Consider the following 23,147-nt stretch of genomic DNA (forward strand, 5'->3'; position numbering starts at 1 on the left):
ATCGACACCCCCACGTCCCGATCGGCGGCGACACCGTTTTGCCGCCGGACGTCCGGGTGGGTGGTATCCGTAGCGGGGAGTGGAAGCGGCGGCGGTCGCACCTCCCGATCGGCTCGGTTCCCACACGTCTCGCGGCGGGCTAGAAGGGCGGGCCGATCAAGGACCGCCGCATGCTCTTCGCCTATATCGCCAGACAAGGAAGCCTTGAGGCCGTTCCGGTCACGGACGGACCCATCCCCGAGGCCGCGGTCTGGGTCGACCTGATCTCCCCCTCCGAGGCCGACGACGACCGTGCGGAATCGTTCGCCGGCATCTCCGTGCCCACACGGGAGGAGATGGGCGAGATCGAGCAGTCGAGCCGCCTCTATGTGGAGGACGGCGCGCGCTACATGACCGCCACCATACTCTGCGGCGCCGATACCGAGACGCCGGTGATGCTGGCCGTCACCTTCATCCTCACCCGCAACCGCCTCATCACCGTGCGTTATGGCGAGCCCCGGGCATTCCCCTCGGTCTCCAACCGGCTGGGCAAGTCGTGCCCCGCAACGGTGAAAGGCGAGGATATCCTCATCGAACTGCTGGAGGCCGTGGTGGACCGCTCCGCCGATGTGCTGGAACAGATCGGCGCGGATGTGGAGCGCATCTCCCGGCGCATCTTCGAGCGTTCCAGCGATCGGGAGAACGCCAACCAGCGCTACCGCGCCATCCTGTCCCATATCGGCCGCAAGGAGGGGCTCGTCTCCTACGCCCGGGAAAGCCTTGCTTCCCTGCAGCGGCTCATTTCCTTCCTCGGCGCGGACACCGACGGCTCGACCATCGCGAAAGACGGCAAGGCCAACATCAAGTCCATGAGCCGGGACGTGGCCGGACTGTCCGACTACGCCAATTTCCTCGGCGACAAGCTGCAGTTCCTGCTGGACGCCACCATCGGCATGGTGGGCCTGGAACAGAACAACATCATCAAGATCTTCGCCGTGCTCTCGGTGGTGCTCATGCCGCCGACGCTGATCGCCTCGATCTACGGCATGAACTTCCAGCACATGCCGGAGCTGAGCTGGACCTATGCCTATCCGGCGGCACTCGTCGCGATGGTGATCTCCGGCATCCTGCCCTACGTCTTCTTCAAGTGGCGCGGCTGGCTGTAGACCGCCGCGTCAGACGTGCTGGCCGCCATTGATGTGGATCTCGGCGCCGTTAAGGTAGGAGGAGGTCTCCGTGCACAGCACGTAGATGATCTTCGCCACCTCGTCCGGCGTGCCGAGGCGCTGCATGGGAATCTGCGCCACGATCTTGTCGGTGCCCGGCGAGAGGATGGCGGTGTCGATCTCGCCCGGCGCGATGGCGTTCACTCGGATGCCCCTGCGACCAAAGTCGGAAGCCATCTCCCGCGTCAGGGAGGCCAGCGCCGCCTTCGAGGTGGCATAGGCCGCGCCCGCGAAGGGGTGCACCCGTGAGCCGGCGATGGAGGTGACATTCACCACCGAGCCCTGCGCCTTCTCCAGTTCCGCCGAAAGCCCGCGGGCGAGGATGATGGGGGCGAAGAAATTCACCTGGAACACGTCCACCCAGGTTTCGAGGTCGGTGTCCAGCGTACCGAGGCGGGTGCCGCCCTCGCCCTTGGGCGAGATGGCGGCATTGTTGACCAGCGCGTCGAGCTTGCCCTCCGGCAGGCGGCTCTTGACCTCGGCGATGGCCGCCTTGGTGCTGGCAGGGCTCGAAAGGTCCACCTGCAGATGGTCTTCGGGGCCGGCACCCCACGGGCACTTCTCGGGAAAAGCATGGCGCGAGCAGGAGATGACGCGCCAGCCGGCGGCGGAGAAGCGCTTCACCGTGGCGTGGCCGATGCCGCGCGAGGCCCCGGTGAGGAGCATGATGCGCGGCCGGTCTTCGGTTTCGGATGTCATGATGTCAGCCTCGGCCACAGCGGGCGAACGTGATGCAGCATCCGCCCACGTCCGGGTCAAGTCCCGTCAGCCCCGCCGCCAACCCTTTCGGTCAGGGATAGAGCCGCGTCTTGGTCCAGGCCTCGCCCTCGCCGGCGCGGCGGAACACCACGCGGTCGTGCAGGCGGAACGGCCGGTCGTGCCAGAACTCGATGGCCACGGGCAGGATGCGGAAGCCGGTCCAGTGGGGCGGGCGCGGCACGGTGCCGAGGGCATATTTCGCGGTCGTCGTCGCCACGGCGGCCTCGAGCGCAAAGCGGCCTTCCAGCGGGCGCGACTGGGTCGAGGCCCAGGCGCCGATCTGCGAGAGGCGGGGGCGGGTGGCGAAATAGGCGTCCGCCTCCGCGTCGCTCACCTGCTCCACCGGCCCGCGCACCCGCACCTGCCGGCGCAGCGACTTCCAGTGGAACACCAGCGCCGCCTTCGGATGGGCCGCCAGCTCCCGTCCCTTGGCGCTGCCGGTGTTGGTGAAGAAGACGAAGCCGCGTTCGTCCAGCCCCTTCAGCAGCACCATGCGCGCGTCCGGCAGCCCGTCCTCATCCACGGTGGCGAGGGTCATGGCGTTCGGATCGTTGGGCTCGGACTTGCAGGCCTCCTCGAGCCATTCGGCAAAAAGACGGAAAGGCTCGGAAGATTCGGTGAAATCACCGGATGTTAAGGGATCACGGGGTTCCATGGTGTCGCTCGCCGTCATGTGGAGCCCCTCGTGTCTGACCGTTCGCACGCCTCTCCGGGCGGCTTCATCGTTCTATATAGAAGTGTCGGGCGCCCGCGCGAAGGGCTCGCGGCCATGGCAGGCGCGTGTCTTCTCGCCGCGCTCCTGTCCGGTTGCGCCAGCGCGCCGCTCCACGACGACGATTCGCTCGTCACCGGCTCCATCAAGGCGACGCAGGTCTCCCTGCCGGTGCCGGAAGGGCCGGCCCCCAAGGGCATCACCGCCGGCGACTGGACGCAGGCCAAGCTCGCCCTCGACCAGGCTCTCGCCGCCCGCGATGGCGACGTGTCGGTGCCGTGGGACAATCCGGAGACCGGCGCCCGCGGCACGGCGACCCCGGTCGGCCCGACCCAGGCCGGTTGCCGCGGCTTCATGATCTCGCTGGTGGACGGCAAGTCCGCCGACCGCTGGGTGCAGGGCGAGGCGTGCAAGGGCCGCACCGGCACAACGCTCAACCAGGTCCGCCTGCTCGGCCGCGCCTGAGCCTTCTCCCAAGGAATGGCGCGGAAAACGGGCATGGCGCACAAAAGCGCAATCGGGTTGAGCGGTGCCGTTGCATTTTCTGCGCCGCGAACCACATGTTCCCTGCGGCTGGCCGCCTGAGTGCCGGCCGGCGAGGTGACTATTCATGCGTGATCCCTACGACGTCCTCGGTGTTTCCAAGACCGCCGACGAGGCAGAGATCAAGCGCGCCTACCGCAAGCTCGCGAAGAAGCTCCACCCGGATGCCAATGCGTCCGATCCCAAGGCCCAGGACCGCTTCGCCGAGCTGAACACGGCGCACGAGATTCTCTCCGACAAGGAGAAACGGGGCCAGTTCGACCGCGGCGAGATCGACGCGGAGGGCAAGCCGCGCGCTCCGGAATTCACCGGCTTCGGTGGCGGCGGCCCCCGGCGCGGGCCCGGCGGCTTTTCCGGCTTCGACGGCGACACGATTTTCGAGAGCTTCTCCTTCGGTCCCGAAGGAGCCCGGCGCACGTCCCGTGGCGGCGGTGGTGGGTTCGAGGATATCGGCGACATCTTCGGTTTCGGTCGGCAGCGCCGGTCTGCCGGTGGCGGCTTCGCGCCCCAGCCGGGCGCCGACATGGAAATCACGCTCCCCGTCTCCTTCGAGGAGGCGACGCAGGGGGCGTCCAAGCGCGTCGGGCTGCCCAACGGCAAGCAGATCGACATCAAGATCGCCCCCGGCACCCGCGAGGGGCACCGGATGCGCCTCAAGGGGCAGGGCGAGCCGAGCCCCATGGGCGGCCCGGCCGGCGATGCCTACGTGACCATTTCCTACGCCAGCCATCCGCTGTTCGAGCGTGATGGCGACGACCTCAGGCAGTCGCTGGACGTGCCGCTCGCCGATGCAGTGCTCGGCGCCAAGGTGCGGGTGCCGACGCTCACCGGCGCGGTGGAACTCGCCATCCCGGCCTGGACCTCCGGCGGGCGCACCTTCCGCCTGCGCGGCAAGGGCCTGCCCAATGCGACAGGGGGCCACGGCGACTTGCTGGCGCGGGTGAACGTGGTGCTGCCGGCGGAGAAGAGCGCGGAGCTGGAAGAGCTGATGCGCAAGCTCAAGGGAAAGGCGGCCTAAAGGCCGCCTCCTTCTGCCATCCGGCTTGCCTGCGACGTTCCGGCTTACCATTTCGGCCGGCTTTCCACCCGTGCGGCTGCCTTCTAGAGTGCGCGCCCCGACAAGCATAACGGAAGCGCGCCCATGTTCCTCGAATTGCAGAACCTCTTTTTTGAAGACCTGACGGTTGGGCGCATCGAGCGCATGTCGAAGACGGTTTCGTCGTCCGACATCGTGGGCTTCGCCGAGCTGACCGGCGATCGCAATCCCATCCATCTGTCCCAGCATTTCGCCGCGCGCACGCCCTTCGGCGGCCGTATCGCCCATGGCCTTTATACGGCGAGCCTGATCTCCGCCGTTCTCGGCACCCGCCTTCCGGGCCCGGGCGCGGTCTACATCTCCCAGACGCTGAACTTCCGTGCCCCCGTGCGCATCGACGACACGGTGGAGGTGGAAGTGCGCGTGGTGGAGCTGATCCCCGAGCGCTTCCGCGCCCGTCTCTCCTGCATCTGCACGGTGAAGGGCGAGGTGGTGCTGGATGGCGAGGCGTGGGTGAAGGTGCCGTCGGCCGCCACCCAGAAGGTTGCATCGGCCTGAGCGGTCGTCCACGCTGCCTCCCCCGGCACGAGGAGAGGCGGCATGTTCGAATCCGCGACGTTCGCGCATCATCTCGACAAGGCCGCCTTCAAGGCGATGGAGCCCAGCCTGCGCGAGGATTTGCTCACCGCGCAGTTCCAGCTGATCGAGCAGAAGCGACGCAGCCTCATCGTGCTGATCCACGGGCCGGATGGCGCCGGCAAGGGGGCGGTGCTGAACCGCCTCTATGGCTGGCTGGATGTGCGCAAGCTCCAGACGCTGACCTTCGACATGCCCTGCGCGCCGGAAGATCGTCCGGCCATGTGGAAATACTGGCGCGAGCTGCCGCCTTTCGGCCAGATCGGCATCATGCTCGGCTCCTGGTACCACGCGCCCCTGTGCAAGCGGGCGCTGGACGAGATGAAGCGCGGCGACTTCATGGCGGCGCTCGAGGAAATCCAGCGCTTCGAGGCGATGCTCCACGCCGAGGGCGTGAGCCTGCTCAAGATCTGGCTCTATCTGGATGCGGAGGAGGCCCGCGTCCGCCTCAAGGGCGTCACCAAGGGCGACTGGCAGCGCCCCGTGGTGCGGGAATGGGAGGAGCTGAAAGGCGCCGGCCCGCGCAAGCGGCTGCTCGCCATCTCCGAGGACGCCGCCCGGGCCACCTCCACCGAAACGTCGCCCTGGCATGTGGTTCCGGCGGCCGACGAGGAGTATCGCGACGCCATGGCCGGCAGCCTGCTGCTGGAAAAGCTGCGCGCCTTGGTCGCCGAGCCCGAGCCGGCGCCCCAGCCGCTCGCGCCCAACCCCACGCGGCTGCCCCCGGCGCTGCCGACCTTCTCCATCCTTTCCACGCTGGACCTGTCGAAATCTCTCAGTGAGGACGATTACGACCGCCAACTGGCGCAGGAGCAGAGCCGTATCACCCGCCTCACCAATTCCCCGCGCTTTGCCGATGCGGGGCTGGTGGTGGCGTTCGAGGGCTCGGATGCGGCGGGCAAGAGTTCCACCATTATGCGGCTGCGGCGGGCGCTCGATCCCCGCCGCTTCCGCGTCCATCCCATTGCCGCCCCGACCGACGAGGAGCGGGCGCGGCCCTATCTCTGGCGCTTCTGGCGGCACATTCCGGCCCATGGGCGCACGGTCATCTTCGACCGGTCCTGGTACGGCCGCGTGCTGGTGGAACGGGTGGAGGGCCTGTGCGGGCCGGACGACTGGGGCCGCGCCTATGGCGAGATCAACGATTTCGAGGCCCAGCTCTCGGCGGCGCACTATGTGGTGGTGAAGTTCTGGCTCGCCATCAGCCAGGAGGAGCAGGCCCGTCGCTTCGAGGAGCGCGAGACCGTCGCATACAAGCGCTTCAAGCTGACCCCCGAGGACTGGCGCAACCGGGAGAAATGGCCGCTCTACGAGGCGGCCGTGACCGAGATGGTGGACCGGACCTCCACCCGCGTCGCCCCGTGGACACTGGTGGAATCCGAAGACAAGCGCTACGGCCGGGTCAAGGTGCTGAAGACCATCGCCGACCGGCTGGAAGCGGCGCTCGGCTAAGCGCGCGCCTCCCACACCTGCCCCGGGTGAAGCGGCAGGAAAAGGTGCCGCGCGATGCCCGCGGCGTCGAGTGCCTCGCCCAGCGCGCGCTTCGGCGCATCCTGCCCTTCGTCCGTGAGGCGGAACGTGCCCCAGTGGATGCCGAGGCCCTGGGCGGCGCCGGTGTCCTCCAGGATGCGGACGGCCTCCGCGGGATTGGTGTGCTGGGGCGCCATGAACCAGCGCGGCTCATAGGCGCCGATGGGGATCAGCGCCACGCGCGGCGCGCCGAACGCGCTTTTGACCGACCGGAAGATGGCGCCGGTGCCATAGCCCGTATCGCCGGCGAAATAGATCAGCCCTTCCGGCGTCGCCAACACGAAGCCGGCCCACAGGGCGAACCGCCGGTCCCTTATGCCGCGCGCCGACCAGTGGTTCGCGGGATGGACGATCGCCTCCACGCCCGCGCCGAGATCGAAGCGTTCTCCCCAGTCGCCGGTGGTGATGTCGAGGGCCTTGATCTGCGGGCGCAGGATCTTGTCGTTGCCGAGCGGCGTCAGCACGCGCGGGCAGTGGGCGCGCTGGAGGCGACGCAGCGTCGCGAGATCCATGTGGTCGTAGTGGTTGTGGCTGAGCAGCACCCAATCGATGGGCGGCAGCGCGCCGAAGTCGATGCCGGGCGGGGTGTGCCGCTTCGGCCCCAGAAATCGGAGCGGACCTGCGCGTTCCGACCAGACCGGATCGGTGAGGATGTTCAGCCCCGCGACCTGGATGAGCACGCTGGCGTGCCCAACCATGGTGATGCGGATGCCGGACGTCACGCGAGGAGGCGGCGTCTCCTGCCGTGCGGGGAGTCGCGGCTCGGCTGGCCAGCCGATGGGTGCGGGCTCCTGTCCCCGCTTGGCGCGGCGCCAGGCGAGAAGATCCTTCAGGCTCTTGTCGGTGGAGGGGTGGTCGGGATTGAAGAAGCGCGTGCCGTCGAAATGATCCGAGGGCGGGCCATGATGGTACGGACGGGGCATGGCTCGACACTAGCCGAATTTGGTGGTGCTGGCGCGCTATTCGGCCGCCAGCGCGTGCTCGGCATGGGGAAACGGGCAGGCCGCGCCCTGCAGATGGCCGCGCCCGAAATCGGCCAGCGCTTCCACGACGCCGCGCAACGCCTCGCCCTTCTGCGTGAGCCGGTAGCCGACTTGCGGCGGCACCGTGGGATAGACCCGGCGCAGCACCAGCCCGTCCGCCTCAAGCTCGCGCAGCGCCTTGGAGAGGATGCGCTGGGTGACGTTCGGCATCCTCCGGCGCAGCTCGGAGAACCGCAGCTCGCCGCCCATGAGGTGATGGAGCGTCGCGCCCTTCCACTTGGCGCCGATCAGCGCCAGCGTCGCTTCCACGGGGCATCCCGTTCCCGGATAGGTCACGTGGCGCGTTGCCAATGCTCGTCCCTCCAACCGCCGCTATGGCGGCGAAGTATGGCGGAGGGCGATCGCTCACACCACACGGCGTATCATGACTGATACCAGCCCACCCGATTGTGCCGTCTTGCGCCGCGCGCCGGACGATCAAGATTAGGGGACACCGGCGCGCCCCGCGCCAGCTTCGAGAGAGATCGTCATGAAGGCCATCGGTTACGTTGCCTCCCGTCCCGCCGACAGTCCGGATGCCCTGTTCGCCTTCGAGACGCCGAACCCCGTTCCGGGTCCGCGCGACCTGCTGGTGCGGGTGAAGGCCATCTCGGTCAATCCGGTGGATACGAAGGTGCGCATGCGCCGCCAGGGGACGGCCGAGGCACCGGTGATCCTCGGCTGGGATGCGGCCGGCGTGGTGGAGGCGGTGGGCGCCGACGCCGGAGCGTTCGCGGTGGGCGACGAGGTCTATTATGCCGGTGCCATCACCCGGCCCGGGACCAATGCCGAGCTTCATCTGGTGGATGCCCGCATCGCCGCGCGCAAGCCGCGTACCCTCTCCTTCGCCGAGGCCGCTGCCCTGCCGCTCACCGCGCTCACGGCCTATGAGAGCCTGTTCGACCGCCTGCGCCTGCCGCGCGGTGTCGCCGACGACAAGACGGTGCTGCTGATCGTCGGGGCCGCGGGCGGCGTCGGCTCCATGGCGGTGCAACTGGCGCGCCGGCTCGCCTCCGCCACCATCGTCGGCACCGCCTCCCGCCCCGAGAGCATCGCCTGGGTGAAGGAACTCGGCGCCGACCACGTGATCGACCACACCAAGCCGCTCGCGGGCGAGCTGAAGGCGCTCGGCCTTGGCGGCGCGCACCGCATCTTCAGCATCACCGGCACCCAGCAGCACTGGCCGCAGCTGGTCGAGGCGCTGGTGCCTCAGGGCGCCATCTGCGTCATCGACGATCCCGCCGTGCTCGACGCCACCCTCCTGAAGCCCAAGAGCGGGGCGCTTGCCTGGGAGTCCATGTTCACCCGCTCCATGTTCGAGACCCCGGACATGGACACCCAGCACCGCATCCTCTCCGAGGTGGCGGGACTGGTGGACGAAGGCCTCCTGCGCACCACCCTCGGCGCCCACTTCGGCCCCATCACCCCGGACAGCCTCCGCCGCGCCCATCTCGCGCTGGAGACCGGGCGGTCCATCGGCAAGATCGTGCTGGAGGGCTGGGAGTAGGCGGCATGGCGCGGTGGCTGGGGCGCCTGGATTCGAACCAGGGAATGGGGGAATCAAAATCCCCTGCCTTACCACTTGGCTACGCCCCAACGCGGCGGCGGAACATATAGGCGTGGGGGGCTCATGTCCACGGATCGGCGTGTGATTGCCGATGCGAATGGAGGATGCCGGGCGCGGTGGTTGATGTGCCCGGCACAACGGCGGCGCGGCAGTTGTGCATTGGGATAAATTACGCAGCGTCATCAAATGTTTGTGCCGCGATTTCGCCTTTGTCGCATGGCGTGCTGACGCGGCGTCCGAAACCGGACCGTGCGCCGCGCCGCTTCGCGCGGCCCTCTTTGGAGGCCTGCACCCATGCGTGCACGTACTGCCATCCTCGCCTTCACCTTCGCTGCCGCCTTCGCCGTGCCCGCCTTCGCGCAGAGCACGACAGCCCCCGCCACGACCAAGCCGGCCGCAACCACGCCGCCGGCGGCCGCGACCACGCCTCCTGCGCCGACCGCTCCGGCCGCCACGGGCGCCGGCACTGCGGCCAAGCCTGGTGCGCAGCCCTCGGCTGCGAAGACGGCAGCGCACCAGCGTCAGGAAGCCTGCGGCGCAGAGTGGCGCGCGGCGAAGGCCGCGGGGAAGATTCCCGCCGGTCAGACCTGGCCGAAATACTGGAGCGCCTGCAACACGCGCCTCAAGGCGCAGGGAAAGTAATGGCACTGGCCCGGGCGCATCGCGTCCGGGCCTTGCCGGCCGACGGCGCGATACGAACAGGTCCAGCCGGCTCTCAGGCGTCGGCTGGTACGGGTGCCGTGCGGGTCAGCTGCCCGTGAAACGGGGCGCCCGCTTCTCGGCGAAGGCGAGGCGGCCTTCGCGATAGTCGGAGCTGGCATTGGCGAGGGCGGTGGCGCGCTTCGCCTCGCCGGTGAGCGGTTGGCTGCCGCTTTCGGCCGCGCGGATGGCGAGCTTGGCAGCCTTGAGCGTCAGGGGTGCGTTCTCGGCGATGCGGTGGAGCGTGCGCTCGGCTAGCGCCTCCACCTCGGCGGCTGGCGCGATGAGGTCCACCGCGCCGACCATGTGAGCGCGCTCGGCCGGGAGGCGATCGGCGGTGAAGAACAGCTGCCGCGCGCCTTGGCTGCCGAAGGCCCGAAGCACCCGACCGAGGCCGCGCGGATCGTAGCCAAGGCCAAGGCGCGCCGCGGGAATGGCAAAGAAGGCGTCGTCAGCGGCGATCCGCATGTCGCAACTCGCCGCCAGCGCAGCCCCCGCGCCGACGCAGGCGCCGCGGATGAAGGCGACCGTCGGGAAGGCCAGACCCTCGATGGCCGAGCACGCCTGCTCCACCAGATCGTCATAGCTCTGCGCACCGGAGGCATCCGAGCGGGCGCTGTCGAAGTCGGAGATGTCCGCACCGCCGGAGAATGCGAGGTCGCCCGCGCCGCGCAGCACCGCCACGCGGATGTCCGAGCGGCGGGTCGCCTCCTGTGCAAAGGCCGAGAGCGCACGCCACATGGTGCTGGAGATGGCGTTGCGGCGCTCCGGATTGGTCAGCGCAAGGCGGGCGATGCCCCCCTCGACGGTGATGGCGATGCTACCGGCCAAGGTCGTCTCCCTGCTCCCCGCCGACGCTCCTTGGGGGCGCGGCTTCTCGCCAGTCGGCGATCGCCGGTGGCTGAGACGTTCCTAGAGCACGGGCCGAGGCCATTGCAACGCCATCGGGCCGAAACGGGATTTCCCGCGGCAGAGTGGTGAAATAGCTGGGCCGCATCCCGGCGTTTGGCGCGGTAAGGGGGTCCGGGACGGCGCAAGTGCGCCGTCCCGTCCCCTACGGGCGCCGGTCAGGGCTTGGCACCCGAAGCACGTCCTTCAGGGCTGCGCGACAGCTGCAAATGCCCTTCGGAAGGTATTATATTATTATGACTATCCCTGCCCCTGTGTGGACGGGGATCAAAGCAGGTTCAAGGAAAAAATGTTCGAACAGCTCTAAATTTCGGGGCTGGTACTCGCATCCGTCTGTTGATCTTCGTTCCGGTTGCATACCAAATCACATCCGACGGCCGCTCTTCACAGCTCATTCCTTGCGGAACAATATGTTGGCGATGAAGCCGACAACCAGACTGCCTAGGGCCACGGCCAGTCCATATAGCAGCGCATCGTTGAGGGCGAACTCTGCTACGCGTTGCTCGAAGCCGATCTTCCGCACGTCGAAGTGGGCCTGTTCCGTCGCGGAAATCAGCCCGTTTCGCAGCAGCTTGACCTCGATCTGATACTGACCGATGGGCGCTGCACCGGGGATGCGGACCTCGGCGCGAAACACGCGGGGCGCGAGGAAGGTGACGCCCTTCGGGTTTTCCTCATAAAGCCCCTGCGCCGATTGCAGGCGGAGGAAGGCGGCCCGGAACGGATCGGTGGGCACCACGTCGGCGAAGTCGCTGCCGACCCGCTGGACGAAGATGTTGCGGGAGAGGCCGATCTGTTCCCGGCGCAGGATCGTGAGGCTGGCCATCTCGTCCGTCGGCCGGTTCGACAGCACGGTGAGAAAGGCCGGCACGCCGATGAAGGTGCGGCTGTCGGTGTTCACCCACAGGCCGAGCACCTGGGCCTTGCGCCAGGTGGTGAAATCCTCAGCCGGCCCCCGCACCGTGACGACCACGTCGGGCGCATCGTCAAGCGGGGCGCCATCGGTGGTCTCGGCAACGCCGAACACGACGAGCTCGGCGCCGGAGAAGCTGGAGGAGATGCTCACCATCTGCTGCGACACCGACAGCACCAGCCGGTCCGCACGCGCCGGCGAGGTGTTCACGCCAGCAATCGACGCCAGGGCGAGGAACGCGAACCGGGCGAGCCATGCCGGTCCCGCTCCAGCGCGGTAGCGGACGGGGCTCATCGGATCGTCTCCACCACGGTGACGGCGAAGGTATCGGCCGGCGCGGTCACCAGTTCGGCGCCCACCCGCACCGCCACCGACAGCACCAGAAGCCCGAGCAGCAGCCGCAGGTTCTCCGCCTTCAACGTCTGTCCGGTGCGGGCGCCGAACTGGGCGCCGACGGTGCCGCCGATCATCATCACCAGCGCCAGCACGGCATCCACCGTGCCGTTGGCGACCGCGTGCAGCACGGTTGCGGCCGCCATGGTGACGAGCGTCAGCACCAGCGAGGTGCCCACCGAGGTCTGGGTGGGGACCCGCAGCAGGTAGATCAGCGCCGGCACCAGGATGAAGCCGCCGCCGACGCCCAGCACCGCGCCCAGCAGGCCGATGACATAGCCGATGACGATCACCGGCAGGGCCGAGATGTAGATGCGCGAGCGGCGGAAGCGCATCTTGAAGGGCAGGCGCATGAACAGGGGGCGTGTGCCGGGGCGGCGTACCGGCCGCGGCGCGCCGGATCGTTCCCGCAGGATGGCGCGCACGCTCTCCACCAGCATCAGGGATCCGATGGCGCCCAGTAGCAACATGTAGGAGAGGCGGATGGCGAGGTCCACCTGCCCGATGGAGCGCAGCCAGAGGAAGAGCAGAACGCCCGACAGGGTGCCCACGAGGCCGCCGGAGAGCAGCACCCCGGCCAGCGTCGTATCCACCATGCCCTTGCGCCAGTAGGACAGGGCTCCAGAGAGGGACGAGGCCGCCATGTAGGGCGAGACGCTGGCCACGGCCACCGCCGGGGGAACGCCGGTGAAGATGAGCAGGGGCGTCATCAGGAAGCCGCCGCCCACCCCGAACATGCCGGAGATGAAGCCTACCGCGAGGCCCATCGCGAGGATCGAGAAGATGGCGACGGGCAGCTCGGCGATGGGCAGATAGATCGTCACGGGCCGGCTTTCGGTACGCGGGGATGGGCGAGCCTATAGCGGTTCATGCCCGAAGGCGAAAGCTGTAGCTATTCCATCGACTTAAAGGCGTCGGCCCGGATGGCGGCGGAGGGATGCCGGGCCTGGGCGGCGAGGGCAATGACAATCTGCGACAGGCCGCGCCCCATCCGTGCCCGCGAGACGCCGGCTGGCCGGCCCTCGTGCCGCGGCAGGTGGACGAACAGCACCGGCCGCGGGCGCCCGCTCTGCCGCCCAGCCCAGGCGAGGGCGTGGAAATAGCTGGCGTTGCACAGATATCGCCCGGCATCCCGCGAGGGGGCGGCAGGGATGCCGGTCCGGCGCAGCGCGTTCGCCAACGGCCCGGCCGGGACGCAGGCGCGCAGGAGGGGCGGTCCGTCAGCCGCGAGATGGCGCGCCGGGGGATGCCGCTGGGCAACGTCGGGCGCGGCGCGCGTGGCGTTGATCGCCCGCATCTCGATGGAGACGCGGCTCCGTCGGGCTGCAACGCCGAGGAGCAGCACCGCGTCCGGATCGAAAGCTTCGAGGCGCGCATCGAGCCGCGCCAGCGCATCCCAGCGGGTGGGCAGGATTTCCAGCGCGATCTGGATACCGCAGAGGGCAGGGCGGCGCAGGCGCAGGAGGTCCGACGCGAGCTGCTGCGAGGGGTTCACCGCCACGCCCGGAAACGGGCCGAAGGCGCAGATGAGGATGCGCATCGGCCTGTTCACGGCCTTACAGCCCGATCAGCCCGGCGATTTCGGCTGCGGCGAGGGCCGGGGAGAGGGCGCCTTCGGCGACCTCCCGCTCCAGCGCCGGCAGCCGGGCCTTTACGCCGGGATCGTGGGCGACCTTCTCGGCCAGGCGCTCGTTCAGCAGGGTCCACATCCAGCGCACCTGCTGGGCGCGGCGGGTGGCGGCGAAGGTGCCGGCCGCCTCGCATTTCTGCCGGTGCAGGATGACCTGCTCCCAAACGCCGGGAATTCCGTCTCCGGTCAGCGCGGAATAGGTGAGGACCGGCGGCGACCAGTGCGCCTCCCGCGCCCCGAGGAGGTGCAGCGCGGCGCGATATTCGCCGGCCGCCGCCCTGGCGCGGGGAATGTTGTCGCCATCGGCCTTGTTCACGGCCACGATGTCCGCCAGCTCCAGCACGCCCTTCTTGATGCCCTGGAGTTCGTCACCGGCGCCGGGCAGCATGAGCACGAGGAAGGTGTCGGTGAGATCGGCCACGGCCGTCTCCGACTGGCCGACGCCCACCGTCTCCACCAGCACCACGTCGAAGCCGGCGGCCTCGCACAAAAGCATGGTCTCGCGCGTCTTGGCCGCGATGCCGCCCAGCGTGCCGCCGGACGGTGAGGGCCGGATGAAGGCGGCGGGGTCCACCGAAAGGCGAGCCATGCGCGTCTTGTCGCCGAGGATGGAGCCGCCGGTGCGGGTGGAGGAGGGGTCCACCGCCAGCACCGCCACCCTGTGACCCAGCCCGGTCAGATAGGTGCCGAGCGCGTCGATGGTGGTGGATTTGCCGACCCCCGGCACGCCGGTGATGCCGATGCGATAGGCGTTCCCGGTTCTCGGCAGGAGCGACTGGAGCAGCGCCTGGGCGCGGCGGCGGTGGTCCGCGCGACGGGATTCCACAAGGGTGATGGCCCGCGCCAGCGCGGCCCTCTCTCCCTTCGCGACGCCTGCGGCCAGCTTCTCGTCGTCGTACACCGCGGCGCTCATCGATCTTCCCCTATTACGCAAAACTTAGCGGAACTCTCGGCCGAGCGTGAACGTTGTTGTCGCATATTTCCACTGCTACGGAGGACGAGCCGATGAATTGGGATCGTGTTGAAGGCAACTGGAAGCAGTTCACGGGCAATCTGAAGGCCCAGTGGGGCAAGCTCACCGACGATGACCTCACCGAGATCAACGGGAACCGCGAGGTTCTCGAAGGCAAGCTGCAGGAGCGCTACGGCTATGCGAAGGACGAGGTGAAGCGCCAGGTCGATACCTGGTCCACCAACATCCGGACCATGTGAGCCGAACGCTCCTGCAAGGACGGGCCTCGTGCCCCGGCCCCGCGTCTCTTGGCGCGGGGCATTTTCATATATGGGACGTGCTGTCTTCGTGGCGCGTGATGCCGCTCTGGTCCAGCTTTGCCAGCGCCTCCGATGCGCGCACGCCGCCGACCACGATGTCGGGTGCGATCTCGGTGAGCGGCACGAGCGCGAAGGCCCGTTCCATGAGGCGGGGATGGGGGATTTCGAGATCCTCCTCCCGCACGGTCTCATCGCCGAACAGCAGAATATCGATATCGATGCGGCGCGGGCCGAAGCGCACCTCGTTGGGACGGTCGCGCCCCAGCATCCGCTCGACTTCAAGGCCCAGCGCCAGAAGGCTTTTCGGCCCGATGGGGCTGTCCACCTCCACCACCTGGTTCAGATAGGGCCCCTGCGGCACCGGCCCCCAGGGCGGTGTCTCGTAATAAGAGGAGCTGCGGCGCAGGGTGAGGCCGGCGCGGCACAGGGTGGCCAGCGCCTGCGCCATGGTCTGCGCGCGATCGCCCACGTTTGAGCCAAGGCAGAGATAGGCGATCGTCATGATGCGTCCCGGATCGCCTCGGCGACACGGGCCGCCTGCACGTGGGCCGCCACGTCGTGGACCCGGATGATCTCCACCCCGTCCATGATGGCGATGACGTTGGAGGCGATGGTGCCGGGCACCCGCTCCTGCGGCGTCGTCTGGATCACTTTGCCGATCAGGGACTTGCGCGAGGTGCCGAGGAGGATCGGCAAGCCGAGCGCGCGCAGCTCCGGCAGGCGGCGGATGGCGGCGAGGTTCTGCGGGAAGCTCTTGCCGAAGCCGATGCCGGGGTCGAGCACGAGCTTTTCCCGCTTCACGCCGGCGCGGTCGGCGATCTCCAGCACCCGCTCGAAGAAGCCCAGCATCTCCGAAACGATATCGAGGGATTCATCCACCTCGGCGCGATTGTGCATCACGACCGCCGCGGCGTCGTAATCGGCCACCACTTTGGCCATGTCGGGATCATGGGTGAAGCCCCAGACGTCGTTGACGATGCTGGCTCCGGCCTGAAGCGCGCGGCGGGCCACCTCGGCCTTGTAGGTGTCCACCGAGACCGGCACGCCCATCTCCGCCACAAGGGCGGGAATGACGGGGGCGATGCGCGCCCACTCGTCCTCCGCCGCAACCGGCGTATGGCCCGGCCGCGTCGATTCGCCGCCCACATCGAGGATTTCGGCGCCTTCGGCGACGAGGCGCCGGGCATTGGCCAGAGCGTCGTCGGGCGCAGCACTGCGGCCGCCGTCCGAGAAGGAATCGGGCGTCACATTGAGGATGCCCATGATGAGGGTGCGCGGCCCAAGGTGAAGGGCGTGGCCGCGCGCGAGGAGGGTACGGGAAGGAGCAGCGGGCATGATGGGGACCAGATGAGAGGCGCCCACTCAAGCCCGCCGCGTGTCGATTTGGCAAGGCGGCGCATCAGCGCCGCCAAACCCGTCGATATCCGGCGTATCAGCGCCGCCAAACTCCGTCGAGGTCAGGCGCGTCAGCGCGGCTTCGCGTTTGGCTTACTGCGCGGCGACGCCGGTGCCGATGGGGCAGGAGACGCCGGTGCCACCGAGCCCGCAATAGCCGTTGGGGTTTTTCGCCAGATACTGCTGGTGATAGCCCTCGGCGAAATAGAACGGTCCGAGATCGACAATCTCCGTGGTGATGGCGGGGAAGCCCCGCGCCTTCAGCGCCGGCTCGTAGGCCGCCTTCACCGCCTCCGCCTCGGCACGCTGCTCCGGCCCGGAGACATAGATCCCGGAGCGGTACTGCGTTCCGACGTCATTGCCCTGCCGCATCCCCTGTGTGGGGTCATGGCTCTCGAAGAACAGCTTGACCAGTTCGGCGTAGGACACCACGGCCGGATCATAGACCACCAGCACCGCCTCGGTATGGCCGGTGCGGCCGGAGCAGACCTCCTCATAGGTCGGGTTCGGCGTATGGCCGGCGACATAGCCGACCGCCGTCGCCCACACGCCGTCCTGCTGCCAGAACTTGCGCTCGGCGCCCCAGAAGCAGCCGAGGGCGAACACTGCCGTCTCGAAGCCCTCCGGGTACGGACCCTTCAGGGCGTGGCCGTTGACGTAATGAACTTCGGCGGTGGGGATGGCGGCGGCGCGGCCGGGCAGGGCCTCGGCGGCGGTGGGCAGGTCGAGGGACTTCTTCTGCCAGAACATGGCGGGCTCCTCGTCTCGCAACCGGAGGGCATCGGACCCTGCGGTCACGGCATGGTGTTGGATGGGGCAGGGGGGGAAACCCCGCTGGATCCCCAATATGGGGATGCGGCCGTGCTTGCGCGAGGGGAGGGGTTGGCAGATCAGCCGATCTCGAAGCGCGAGCGCTCGCGCACCCGGCCGAGGCCCATCAAGATCAGCCCGATCAGCAGGAGCAGCGCGAAGGCCGGCATGGAGAGGAGCGGGAGCAGAACCGTGTTCCACACGGCCGGCATCCCGGCCTTGGCCGAGGTCTCCGCCCGTTCCAGGCTGCCCGGCGCCAAGGCGAACCAGGCATCTCCGGCCGAGGTGAAGACGAGGCCGGAGGCCGCGATGGAGCGCGTGCCATCAACGATGAGCGCGACGAAGCCGCCGGCAAGCAGCCAGAATCCGGTGAAGCGGAGCAGGAAACGGATCATGGGGCGGCGCGCGGCTCCTTGCAGCGAAGGCTCAACGGCACCCATTTAGGCAGGATCGCGGGTAAATGCACCCCGGCACGTCGGCCCGCGCCTACCGCTCGTGGGGCGCGTCGCCGCCATCCGCGCTCCCGGCCGGCGCGTCCGGCACGGATGCGATGAGCGCATCGAAGCGGTCGATGTCCATGGGGCGGCCGAACAGATAGCCCTGGAACACCTGACACCCGGCCTCCACCAGGCATCTGAACTGCTCCCTTGTCTCGACGCCTTCGGCGACGGACACGAGCGAGAGTGTATCGGCGAGGGAAATCATGGCCTCCACGATGTGGAGGCTGGATTCGTCGGCCGGCAGGCCGCGCACGAACGACTGATCGAGCTTGATCTGGGCGAAGGGAAACCGGCTGAGGGCCTGAAGCGACGAGTAGCCCGCCCCCAAATCATCCAGCGCCCAGACGAGGCCGATGTCGCACAGGGCCTGCATCCGGGCGGCCATGTCGGGCATGTTTTCGGCCAGCATGCTCTCCGTCAGCTCCAGCTTCAGCCGCGACACGTCACAGCCGCTCCGCGTCACGATGTCGGTGACATTGCGGACGAAGTCGGGCTGGAGGAACTGGGCGACGCTGATGTTGACCGACAGTGTCATATGCGCGGTGCCGGGCTGCGCGTTCCACGTGGCGAGTTGCGCGCAGGCGGCGCGCAGCACCCAGTCCCCGATGGGAACGATCTGGCCGGTTTCCTCCGCCAGCGGAATGAACTGGCTGGGCGGAACGTTGCCGCGCTGCGGACTGTGCCAGCGAACGAGCGCCTCCGCGCCCACCCAGCGGCCACTGCGATCCACCTGCGGCTGGTAGGCGAGGCGGAACTCGGCTCCGGCGATGGCCCGGCGCAGGTCGTGTTCCCAGCCGCGACGGTCGGAGAGATCGGCGTGCATCAGTCCGAGGGTGAAGACCAGGGCCGCGAGGGCCGACACGGTATTCACCCACGCCGCCACGAGTGCCGCCTCAGGCGGGATGAGCAGTTCCGGGTCGCTGATCGCCAGCGGCAGGAGGCTGAAGGCGACGAAGGCCAGGAGGTAGAAGGCCGGAAGGACAAGCCGCAGATAGAGGTTGTCGCGCTGGAACACGAAATAGCTGCCGGTCGCGATGGGCAGGAAATACAGGAGCGTGGCCTTCGGCAGGCCGGCTGGAGGGTTATCGAACAGGCATGACGCGGCGACCGCCAGAAGGGCCAAATGGGCGGCGAGGATCGTCGCGAGCCGCAGCCGCCCCCGTCGCAACAGGACCAGCAGGCATGCCCCGAAGACGGCCATGGCGAGATTGATCCCGGCCAGAAGCGGCCGGTCGATCACCATCAGGGCAACGAACCAGAGGCAGCCGAAGCCCATCAGCAGGAAAGCTTCGAGCAGCGTCATCGCGCGCACGCGCTGACTGTGACTTTCATCCCAGGAAGGGTGTGCCATCAGACTGCCGATCCGTTCCGGTCGTCCAACCTCGCGCATTGGTTGCGACACTGGGGCCGGGTTCGGCGAGCCGCGCCCTCCTTGCCGGGGGCCGTGCGCACCGTGGCCAAGACGGTCCTTAGGATGCCTTGGTGCAAGGTGATTCCCTAGAGTTGTACCGTGCGTTGGTCAAGGGAGCTGGAGCGGAACCTTGAGGATCAGCGTGTGCGCATGGCTTTTGCGGTCTTGGCTTTCGCGCGCTTTGCTGTTCCTGGCGTCGTGATGGTGGCTCTCGACGCGGCGGTGTTTCGACCGCCCCAAATCACATCGAATGACCGATGAATGAATTAAAACAAATTCTATTGACTTTATATTTTAAAGCCCGCTTCCTTGATGGGGAATAACGGAGTTCCCCATGAGCGCGTCCCTGTCTCCTGCCGCCCCTCCGGACCTGTTCTGGTTCATCCCGACCCATGGAGACGGCTCCTATCTCGGCTCGGAGACGCAGCAGCGGCCGCCGGAATTCGCCTATTTCCGCGAGGTCGCGCAGGCGGTGGACCGGCTGGGTTTCAAGGGCGTGTTGCTGCCCACCGGCCAGAGCTGCGAGGACAGCTGGATCACCGCCGCCGGTCTCGCCACCGCCACCGAGCGCCTGAAATTCCTCGTGGCGCTGCGTCCGGGCGTCACCTCGCCGGCCTTCGCCGCGCGGCAGGCGGCGGCCCTCGATCGGCTTAGCGACGGCCGGCTGCTGTTGAACGTGGTGGTCGGCGGCCATCCCGCCGAACTCGGCGCCGACGGCATCTTCCTGGAGCATGACGAACGCTATGCCCAGGCGGACGAGTTCCTGACGATCTGGCGGGATCTCGTGGCCGGCAAGACGGTGGATTTCGAGGGCAAGTATTATCGCGTCGCCCACGGACGGCTCGATTTTCCGGTGGTGCAGAAGCCGCACCCGCCTTTGTGGTTCGGCGGCTCTTCCGAGGCCGGCCACGAAGTCGCGGCCGAGCATGTCACCACTTATCTCTCCTGGGGCGAGCCGCCCCACATCCTGAAGGACAAGCTCGCGGACGTGCAGGCCCGCGCCGCGAAGCGCGGGCGCAAGCTGAAATTCGGCCTGCGCATCCACTTCATCGTGCGTGAGACCGAGGCGGAAGCCTGGGCCGCCGCCGACAGGCTCATCTCCCGCGTCTCCGACGCGCAGATCGAGAATGCGCAGAAGCGCTTCAAGGTGGAGATGGATTCCGTCGGCCAGGCGCGCATGGCGGCGCTCCAGCCGGGCGACCGTAACAAGCTGGAGATCGCGCCGAACCTGTGGGCCGGCATCGGCCTCGTGCGCCGCGGCGCCGGCACTGCGCTGGTGGGCGATCCCAAAAGCGTCGCCGCCCGCATCCGCGAATATCAGGAGATCGGCATCGAGACCTTCATCGGCTCGGGCTACCCGCATCTGGAAGAGGCCTACCGGGTGGCGGAGCTGCTGTTCCCCGAACTCGGCATCGACGGTCGCCGCCGCAAGGTTTCCGACAACATCGTCAACGAATTCGCCGTGGGCTCCCACAGCGCAGAGCGGCGTCTCGCCGCCGTCTCCTGAGCATTCGAGAGGTCTTCGAGATGAAAACCCGTCGCGCCGTCCTCGGCCTTGCTGCCGCGCTCGCCCTTGCGCCCCTCCTCGCGGCCGCGCCCGCCCAGGCGGAGGGCGTGCTGCGGATCGCCCAGCAGTTTGGCACCCTCTACACGCCCTTCCACGTGATGAAGGAGAAGGGCCTCGTCGAGCAGCACGGCAAGGCGCTGGGCATCGACATCAAGGTGGAGTGGATCCAGCTTTCGGGTGGATCGGCGGTGAACGACGCGCTGCTCGCCGGCAACATCGACATCGCCTCCGCCGGCATCGGCCCCTTCCTCACTCTGTGGGACAAGACGCGCGGCACCTCCAACGCGGTGAAGATCGTCGGCGCCTTCGGGGCGCAGCCCAACTATCTGCTCACCAACAATCCCGACGTGAAGACCATCAAGGACTTCACGGAGAAGGACAAGATCGCCATGCCGGTGGCCGGCGTGTCGGTTCAGGCGCGCATCCTTCAGCTCGCCGCCGAGCAGACCTTCGGGCCGGGCAATGCGAAGAAACTCGACGCGCTGATGGTGACGCTGCCCCATCCGGACGCCACGGCGGCCCTCCTCTCCGGCTCCACCGAGATAACAGGCTATCTCTCCAATGCGCCGTTTCAGAACCACGCGCTGAAGGACCCGAAGATCCACAAGGTGTTCTCCTCCTACGACATCTTCGGCGGCCCGGTGACGCCCACCGTGGCCTATGCCACCGTCAAGTTCCGGCAGGAGAATCCGAAGACCTACAAGGCCTTCCTCGAAGCCTTCGAGGAAGCGACCAAATGGGTGGAGCAGAACAAGAAAGAGGCGGCGGACATCTATGTGAAGGTCGAGAAATCCAAGCTCGATCCCGCCTTCGTCGCCGAGGTGCTGAGCGATCCGGACACGCAATACACGCTCGTTCCCCTGGGCACGCTGAAGTTCGCGGATTTCATGAACCGCATCGGGGCCATCAAGGCGAAGCCGACGAGCTTCAAGGACTTCACCTTCGAGGACCTGCACTCCGCGTCGGGCAGCTGAGGGGGAAGCGATGACCATTCACGCCCCCGTTTCCGCCGCCGTGCCTCCCGTCGTCCACACCGCGCCGCCCGTGCTGGAGGCGTGTGGCCTGACGCTCGACTATGTCGGGCAGGCCGGCCGCCACCGGGCGGTGGAGGATGTGAGCTTCACTGTCCACGCGCGTGAGCGTCTTGTGCTGCTCGGCCCCTCGGGCTGCGGCAAGTCCTCCATCCTCAAGGCGCTGGCTGGATTCCTGAAGCCCGCCGCCGGCACGGTGAGCCTGCGCGGCAAGGCGGTGACCGGGCCGGGGCCGGATCGCCTCGTGGTGTTCCAGGAATTCGACCAGCTGCTGCCGTGGAAGAGCATCACGGACAACGTGGCCTTCCCGCTGCGCGTCGCCCGCAAGGTGCCACTGAAGGAAGCCCGCGAGCGGGCGCGGGCGGCCCTCGCCAAGGTGGGCCTCGCGCGCGCGTTCGATGCTTATCCGCACACCCTTTCCGGCGGCATGAAGCAGCGTGCCGCCATCGCCCGGGCGCTCGCCGCCGAGCCGGACGTGCTGCTGATGGACGAGCCTTTCGCGGCGCTCGATGCGCTCACCCGGCGCACGCTTCAGGAAGATCTGTTGCGGCTTGCGGAGGAACAGGGCTTCACGCTCGTGTTCGTCACCCACGCCATCGACGAGGCGGTGCTCATCGGCACGCGGCTGCATCTGCTGGCCGCCCATCCCGGCCGCACCATCGCCAGCTTCGACACCTCCGGCCTCGGCCTTGCCGAGCGGGGCTCGCCGGCCTTCGAGGGCGTGGTGCGGGACGTGAGCGACCTTCTCTTCGCCGATGGAGCCCGCCATGACTGACGTTTCCCTGTCCGGCGCGCCGGGCGCCGCCACGCGCCGGATCTTCTCGCCCGCCGGGCTGTGGCGCTTCACCTTGGTGCGCCGGCTGGTGGTGCTCGCCGGCCTCGCCGTGCTGTGGCAGGTGGCGGCGACATGGCAGAACAGTCCGCTGCTCTTTCCCACCTTCACCGACACCATCTCGGCGTTGGTGGAGGCGCTGCGCCATGAGGATCTGTTCCCCGCCTCGGTCGCCTCGCTCACGGTGCTGGTGAAGGGCTATGTGCTGGCGCTGGCCCTCGCGCTGGTGTTCGTCTCGGTGGCCATCGCGGTGCCCTTCGTGAAGGAGGTGCTGCTGACCCTGACCGCCATGTTCAACCCGCTGCCGGCCATCGCCCTCCTGCCCCTCGCCATGATGTGGCTCGGGCTCGGCGAGGCGAGCCTGCTGCTGGTGATGGTGCATGCGGTGCTCTGGCCGTTCGCGCTGGCGGCGCTGACCGGCTTTGAGCAGGTGCCGGAGACGCAGCGCCTCGTCGGCCGCAACTACGGGCTGAAGGGGCCGGCCTATGTGGCGCTCATCCTCGTTCCGGCGGCGCTCCCCTCGCTGCTGTCGGGCCTGAAGATCGCGTGGGCGTTTGCGTGGCGCACGCTGATCGCGGCCGAGCTGGTATTCGGCGTCTCCTCCCGCTCGGGCGGCCTCGGCTGGTTCATCTATCGCAACCGCAATGAACTGCTGACCGACCGGGTGTTCGCCGGCCTCGTCACGGTGATCCTGATTGGCCTTCTGGTTGAGGTGCTGTTCCGCCTCGTGGAGCTGCGCACGGTGCGCGCCTGGGGTCTCCAGCGCTGAGGTTGT

At 68.2% G+C, this 23,147-nt stretch carries 26 protein-coding genes and 1 tRNA gene; 12 read left to right on the forward strand and 15 right to left on the reverse strand.

Going from position 1 to position 23,147, the window contains the following annotated elements; all coding sequences use genetic code 11:
* Positions 1 to 170 precede the first annotated feature (170 nt).
* On the forward strand, positions 171 to 1,145 hold the full coding sequence (locus ACE3QW_RS18950; protein ID WP_374253225.1) for a magnesium transporter CorA family protein: 975 nt from the start codon (positions 171 to 173) through the stop codon (positions 1,143 to 1,145).
* Positions 1,146 to 1,154: 9 nt separating this feature from the next.
* On the opposite strand, the gene ACE3QW_RS18955 is transcribed toward ACE3QW_RS18950, so the two are convergent.
* Positions 1,155 to 1,871 (reverse strand): SDR family NAD(P)-dependent oxidoreductase, encoded by a 717-nt coding sequence (locus tag ACE3QW_RS18955; protein ID WP_155982467.1) that lies wholly within the window; start codon positions 1,869 to 1,871, stop codon positions 1,155 to 1,157.
* A gap of 124 nt (positions 1,872 to 1,995) precedes the next feature.
* Positions 1,996 to 2,637: a pyridoxamine 5'-phosphate oxidase gene (gene pdxH, locus ACE3QW_RS18960; RefSeq protein ID WP_374253227.1), complete on the reverse strand. Its 642-nt coding sequence runs from the start codon at positions 2,635 to 2,637 to the stop codon at positions 1,996 to 1,998.
* A 96-nt stretch (positions 2,638 to 2,733) separates the two neighbouring features.
* Here pdxH and ACE3QW_RS18965 point away from each other — a divergent pair, with 96 nt between their 5' ends.
* The 4 genes from ACE3QW_RS18965 to pap all read left to right on the forward strand — a co-directional run bounded on the left by ACE3QW_RS18965 (position 2,734) and on the right by pap (position 6,343).
* Positions 2,734 to 3,141, forward strand: a complete 408-nt coding sequence (locus tag ACE3QW_RS18965; protein ID WP_374253229.1) for an RT0821/Lpp0805 family surface protein — start codon at positions 2,734 to 2,736, stop codon at positions 3,139 to 3,141.
* A 145-nt stretch (positions 3,142 to 3,286) separates the two neighbouring features.
* Positions 3,287 to 4,237 (forward strand): DnaJ C-terminal domain-containing protein, encoded by a 951-nt coding sequence (locus tag ACE3QW_RS18970; RefSeq protein WP_374253231.1) that lies wholly within the window; start codon positions 3,287 to 3,289, stop codon positions 4,235 to 4,237.
* Between the two features lie 123 nt (positions 4,238 to 4,360).
* Positions 4,361 to 4,813, forward strand: a complete 453-nt coding sequence (locus tag ACE3QW_RS18975; protein WP_029555753.1) for a MaoC family dehydratase — start codon at positions 4,361 to 4,363, stop codon at positions 4,811 to 4,813.
* Positions 4,814 to 4,855: 42 nt separating this feature from the next.
* Complete coding sequence (gene pap, locus ACE3QW_RS18980) at positions 4,856 to 6,343, forward strand: polyphosphate:AMP phosphotransferase (RefSeq protein WP_029555752.1); 1,488 nt, start codon at positions 4,856 to 4,858, stop codon at positions 6,341 to 6,343.
* On the opposite strand, the gene ACE3QW_RS18985 is transcribed toward pap, so the two are convergent.
* The gene (locus tag ACE3QW_RS18985; protein ID WP_374253233.1) at positions 6,340 to 7,344 is read right to left on the reverse strand and encodes an MBL fold metallo-hydrolase; all 1,005 of its coding nucleotides are present in this window, start codon (positions 7,342 to 7,344) and stop codon (positions 6,340 to 6,342) included. The two genes, pap and ACE3QW_RS18985, sit on opposite strands and share 4 nt — an antisense overlap.
* 36 nt (positions 7,345 to 7,380) lie before the next feature.
* A complete protein-coding gene (locus tag ACE3QW_RS18990) occupies positions 7,381 to 7,713 on the reverse strand; it encodes a winged helix-turn-helix transcriptional regulator (protein WP_374253234.1) in 333 nt (110 codons plus the stop codon).
* Between the two features lie 220 nt (positions 7,714 to 7,933).
* On the opposite strand from ACE3QW_RS18990, the gene ACE3QW_RS18995 reads away from it, so the two are divergent.
* The gene (locus tag ACE3QW_RS18995; RefSeq protein WP_374253235.1) at positions 7,934 to 8,950 is read left to right on the forward strand and encodes a zinc-binding alcohol dehydrogenase family protein; all 1,017 of its coding nucleotides are present in this window, start codon (positions 7,934 to 7,936) and stop codon (positions 8,948 to 8,950) included.
* Between the two features lie 14 nt (positions 8,951 to 8,964).
* Here ACE3QW_RS18995 and ACE3QW_RS19000 read toward each other — a convergent pair.
* Positions 8,965 to 9,039, reverse strand: a tRNA-Gln gene (locus ACE3QW_RS19000).
* A 265-nt stretch (positions 9,040 to 9,304) separates the two neighbouring features.
* On the opposite strand from ACE3QW_RS19000, the gene ACE3QW_RS19005 reads away from it, so the two are divergent.
* Positions 9,305 to 9,652, forward strand: a complete 348-nt coding sequence (locus ACE3QW_RS19005; RefSeq protein WP_374253237.1) for a hypothetical protein — start codon at positions 9,305 to 9,307, stop codon at positions 9,650 to 9,652.
* Positions 9,653 to 9,757: 105 nt separating this feature from the next.
* Here the strand turns inward: ACE3QW_RS19005 and ACE3QW_RS19010 are convergent, their stop codons facing one another.
* From ACE3QW_RS19010 to meaB, 5 genes are all read right to left on the reverse strand, one after another.
* Positions 9,758 to 10,540, reverse strand: a complete 783-nt coding sequence (locus tag ACE3QW_RS19010) for an enoyl-CoA hydratase-related protein (protein WP_250167452.1) — start codon at positions 10,538 to 10,540, stop codon at positions 9,758 to 9,760.
* A gap of 469 nt (positions 10,541 to 11,009) precedes the next feature.
* Positions 11,010 to 11,825 carry a TIGR02186 family protein gene (locus tag ACE3QW_RS19015; protein ID WP_374253239.1) on the reverse strand — a complete coding sequence of 272 codons (816 nt, stop codon included), beginning with the start codon at positions 11,823 to 11,825 and terminating at the stop codon, positions 11,010 to 11,012.
* Positions 11,822 to 12,748: a sulfite exporter TauE/SafE family protein gene (locus ACE3QW_RS19020; protein WP_374253241.1), complete on the reverse strand. Its 927-nt coding sequence runs from the start codon at positions 12,746 to 12,748 to the stop codon at positions 11,822 to 11,824. Before ACE3QW_RS19020 ends, ACE3QW_RS19015 begins: the two co-directional genes overlap by 4 nt.
* A 68-nt stretch (positions 12,749 to 12,816) precedes the next feature.
* Positions 12,817 to 13,464 (reverse strand): peptidase C15, encoded by a 648-nt coding sequence (locus tag ACE3QW_RS19025; protein ID WP_374253243.1) that lies wholly within the window; start codon positions 13,462 to 13,464, stop codon positions 12,817 to 12,819.
* A 16-nt stretch (positions 13,465 to 13,480) separates the two neighbouring features.
* Positions 13,481 to 14,467 carry a methylmalonyl Co-A mutase-associated GTPase MeaB gene (gene meaB / locus ACE3QW_RS19030; RefSeq protein ID WP_374253245.1) on the reverse strand — a complete coding sequence of 329 codons (987 nt, stop codon included), beginning with the start codon at positions 14,465 to 14,467 and terminating at the stop codon, positions 13,481 to 13,483.
* 92 nt (positions 14,468 to 14,559) lie between these two features.
* Between meaB and ACE3QW_RS19035 the strand changes: the two genes are divergently transcribed.
* On the forward strand, positions 14,560 to 14,766 hold the full coding sequence (locus tag ACE3QW_RS19035) for a CsbD family protein (protein ID WP_029555742.1): 207 nt from the start codon (positions 14,560 to 14,562) through the stop codon (positions 14,764 to 14,766).
* A gap of 64 nt (positions 14,767 to 14,830) precedes the next feature.
* Here ACE3QW_RS19035 and folK read toward each other — a convergent pair whose 3' ends face one another.
* The 5 genes from folK to ACE3QW_RS19060 all read right to left on the reverse strand — a co-directional run bounded on the left by folK (position 14,831) and on the right by ACE3QW_RS19060 (position 18,882).
* Positions 14,831 to 15,328 (reverse strand): 2-amino-4-hydroxy-6-hydroxymethyldihydropteridine diphosphokinase, encoded by a 498-nt coding sequence (folK, locus tag ACE3QW_RS19040; protein ID WP_374253247.1) that lies wholly within the window; start codon positions 15,326 to 15,328, stop codon positions 14,831 to 14,833.
* Complete coding sequence (folP, locus tag ACE3QW_RS19045) at positions 15,325 to 16,161, reverse strand: dihydropteroate synthase (protein WP_374253249.1); 837 nt, start codon at positions 16,159 to 16,161, stop codon at positions 15,325 to 15,327. Before folP ends, folK begins: the two co-directional genes overlap by 4 nt.
* Before the next feature lie 153 nt (positions 16,162 to 16,314).
* Complete coding sequence (gene msrA, locus ACE3QW_RS19050) at positions 16,315 to 16,971, reverse strand: peptide-methionine (S)-S-oxide reductase MsrA (RefSeq protein WP_374253251.1); 657 nt, start codon at positions 16,969 to 16,971, stop codon at positions 16,315 to 16,317.
* 140 nt (positions 16,972 to 17,111) lie between these two features.
* Positions 17,112 to 17,426, reverse strand: coding sequence for a hypothetical protein (locus ACE3QW_RS19055; protein WP_024280838.1), 315 nt, complete (start codon positions 17,424 to 17,426; stop codon positions 17,112 to 17,114).
* 91 nt (positions 17,427 to 17,517) lie between these two features.
* Positions 17,518 to 18,882 (reverse strand): putative bifunctional diguanylate cyclase/phosphodiesterase, encoded by a 1,365-nt coding sequence (locus tag ACE3QW_RS19060; protein WP_374253253.1) that lies wholly within the window; start codon positions 18,880 to 18,882, stop codon positions 17,518 to 17,520.
* Between the two features lie 394 nt (positions 18,883 to 19,276).
* On the opposite strand from ACE3QW_RS19060, the gene ssuD reads away from it, so the two are divergent.
* Genes ssuD through ACE3QW_RS19080 form a run of 4 tightly spaced genes read left to right on the forward strand, consistent with a single transcriptional unit; the run spans position 19,277 to position 23,141 of the window.
* Complete coding sequence (ssuD, locus tag ACE3QW_RS19065) at positions 19,277 to 20,449, forward strand: FMNH2-dependent alkanesulfonate monooxygenase (RefSeq protein ID WP_374253255.1); 1,173 nt, start codon at positions 19,277 to 19,279, stop codon at positions 20,447 to 20,449.
* A gap of 20 nt (positions 20,450 to 20,469) precedes the next feature.
* Positions 20,470 to 21,483, forward strand: coding sequence for an ABC transporter substrate-binding protein (locus ACE3QW_RS19070; RefSeq protein ID WP_374253257.1), 1,014 nt, complete (start codon positions 20,470 to 20,472; stop codon positions 21,481 to 21,483).
* Between the two features lie 10 nt (positions 21,484 to 21,493).
* Positions 21,494 to 22,315 (forward strand): ABC transporter ATP-binding protein, encoded by an 822-nt coding sequence (locus ACE3QW_RS19075; RefSeq protein WP_029555735.1) that lies wholly within the window; start codon positions 21,494 to 21,496, stop codon positions 22,313 to 22,315.
* The gene (locus ACE3QW_RS19080) at positions 22,308 to 23,141 is read left to right on the forward strand and encodes an ABC transporter permease (protein ID WP_374253259.1); all 834 of its coding nucleotides are present in this window, start codon (positions 22,308 to 22,310) and stop codon (positions 23,139 to 23,141) included. Before ACE3QW_RS19075 ends, ACE3QW_RS19080 begins: the two co-directional genes overlap by 8 nt.
* Positions 23,142 to 23,147 lie beyond the last annotated feature (6 nt).

This window comes from Xanthobacter sp., assembly GCF_041911315.1.
GTDB classification, from domain to species: domain Bacteria; phylum Pseudomonadota; class Alphaproteobacteria; order Rhizobiales; family Xanthobacteraceae; genus Xanthobacter; species Xanthobacter aminoxidans.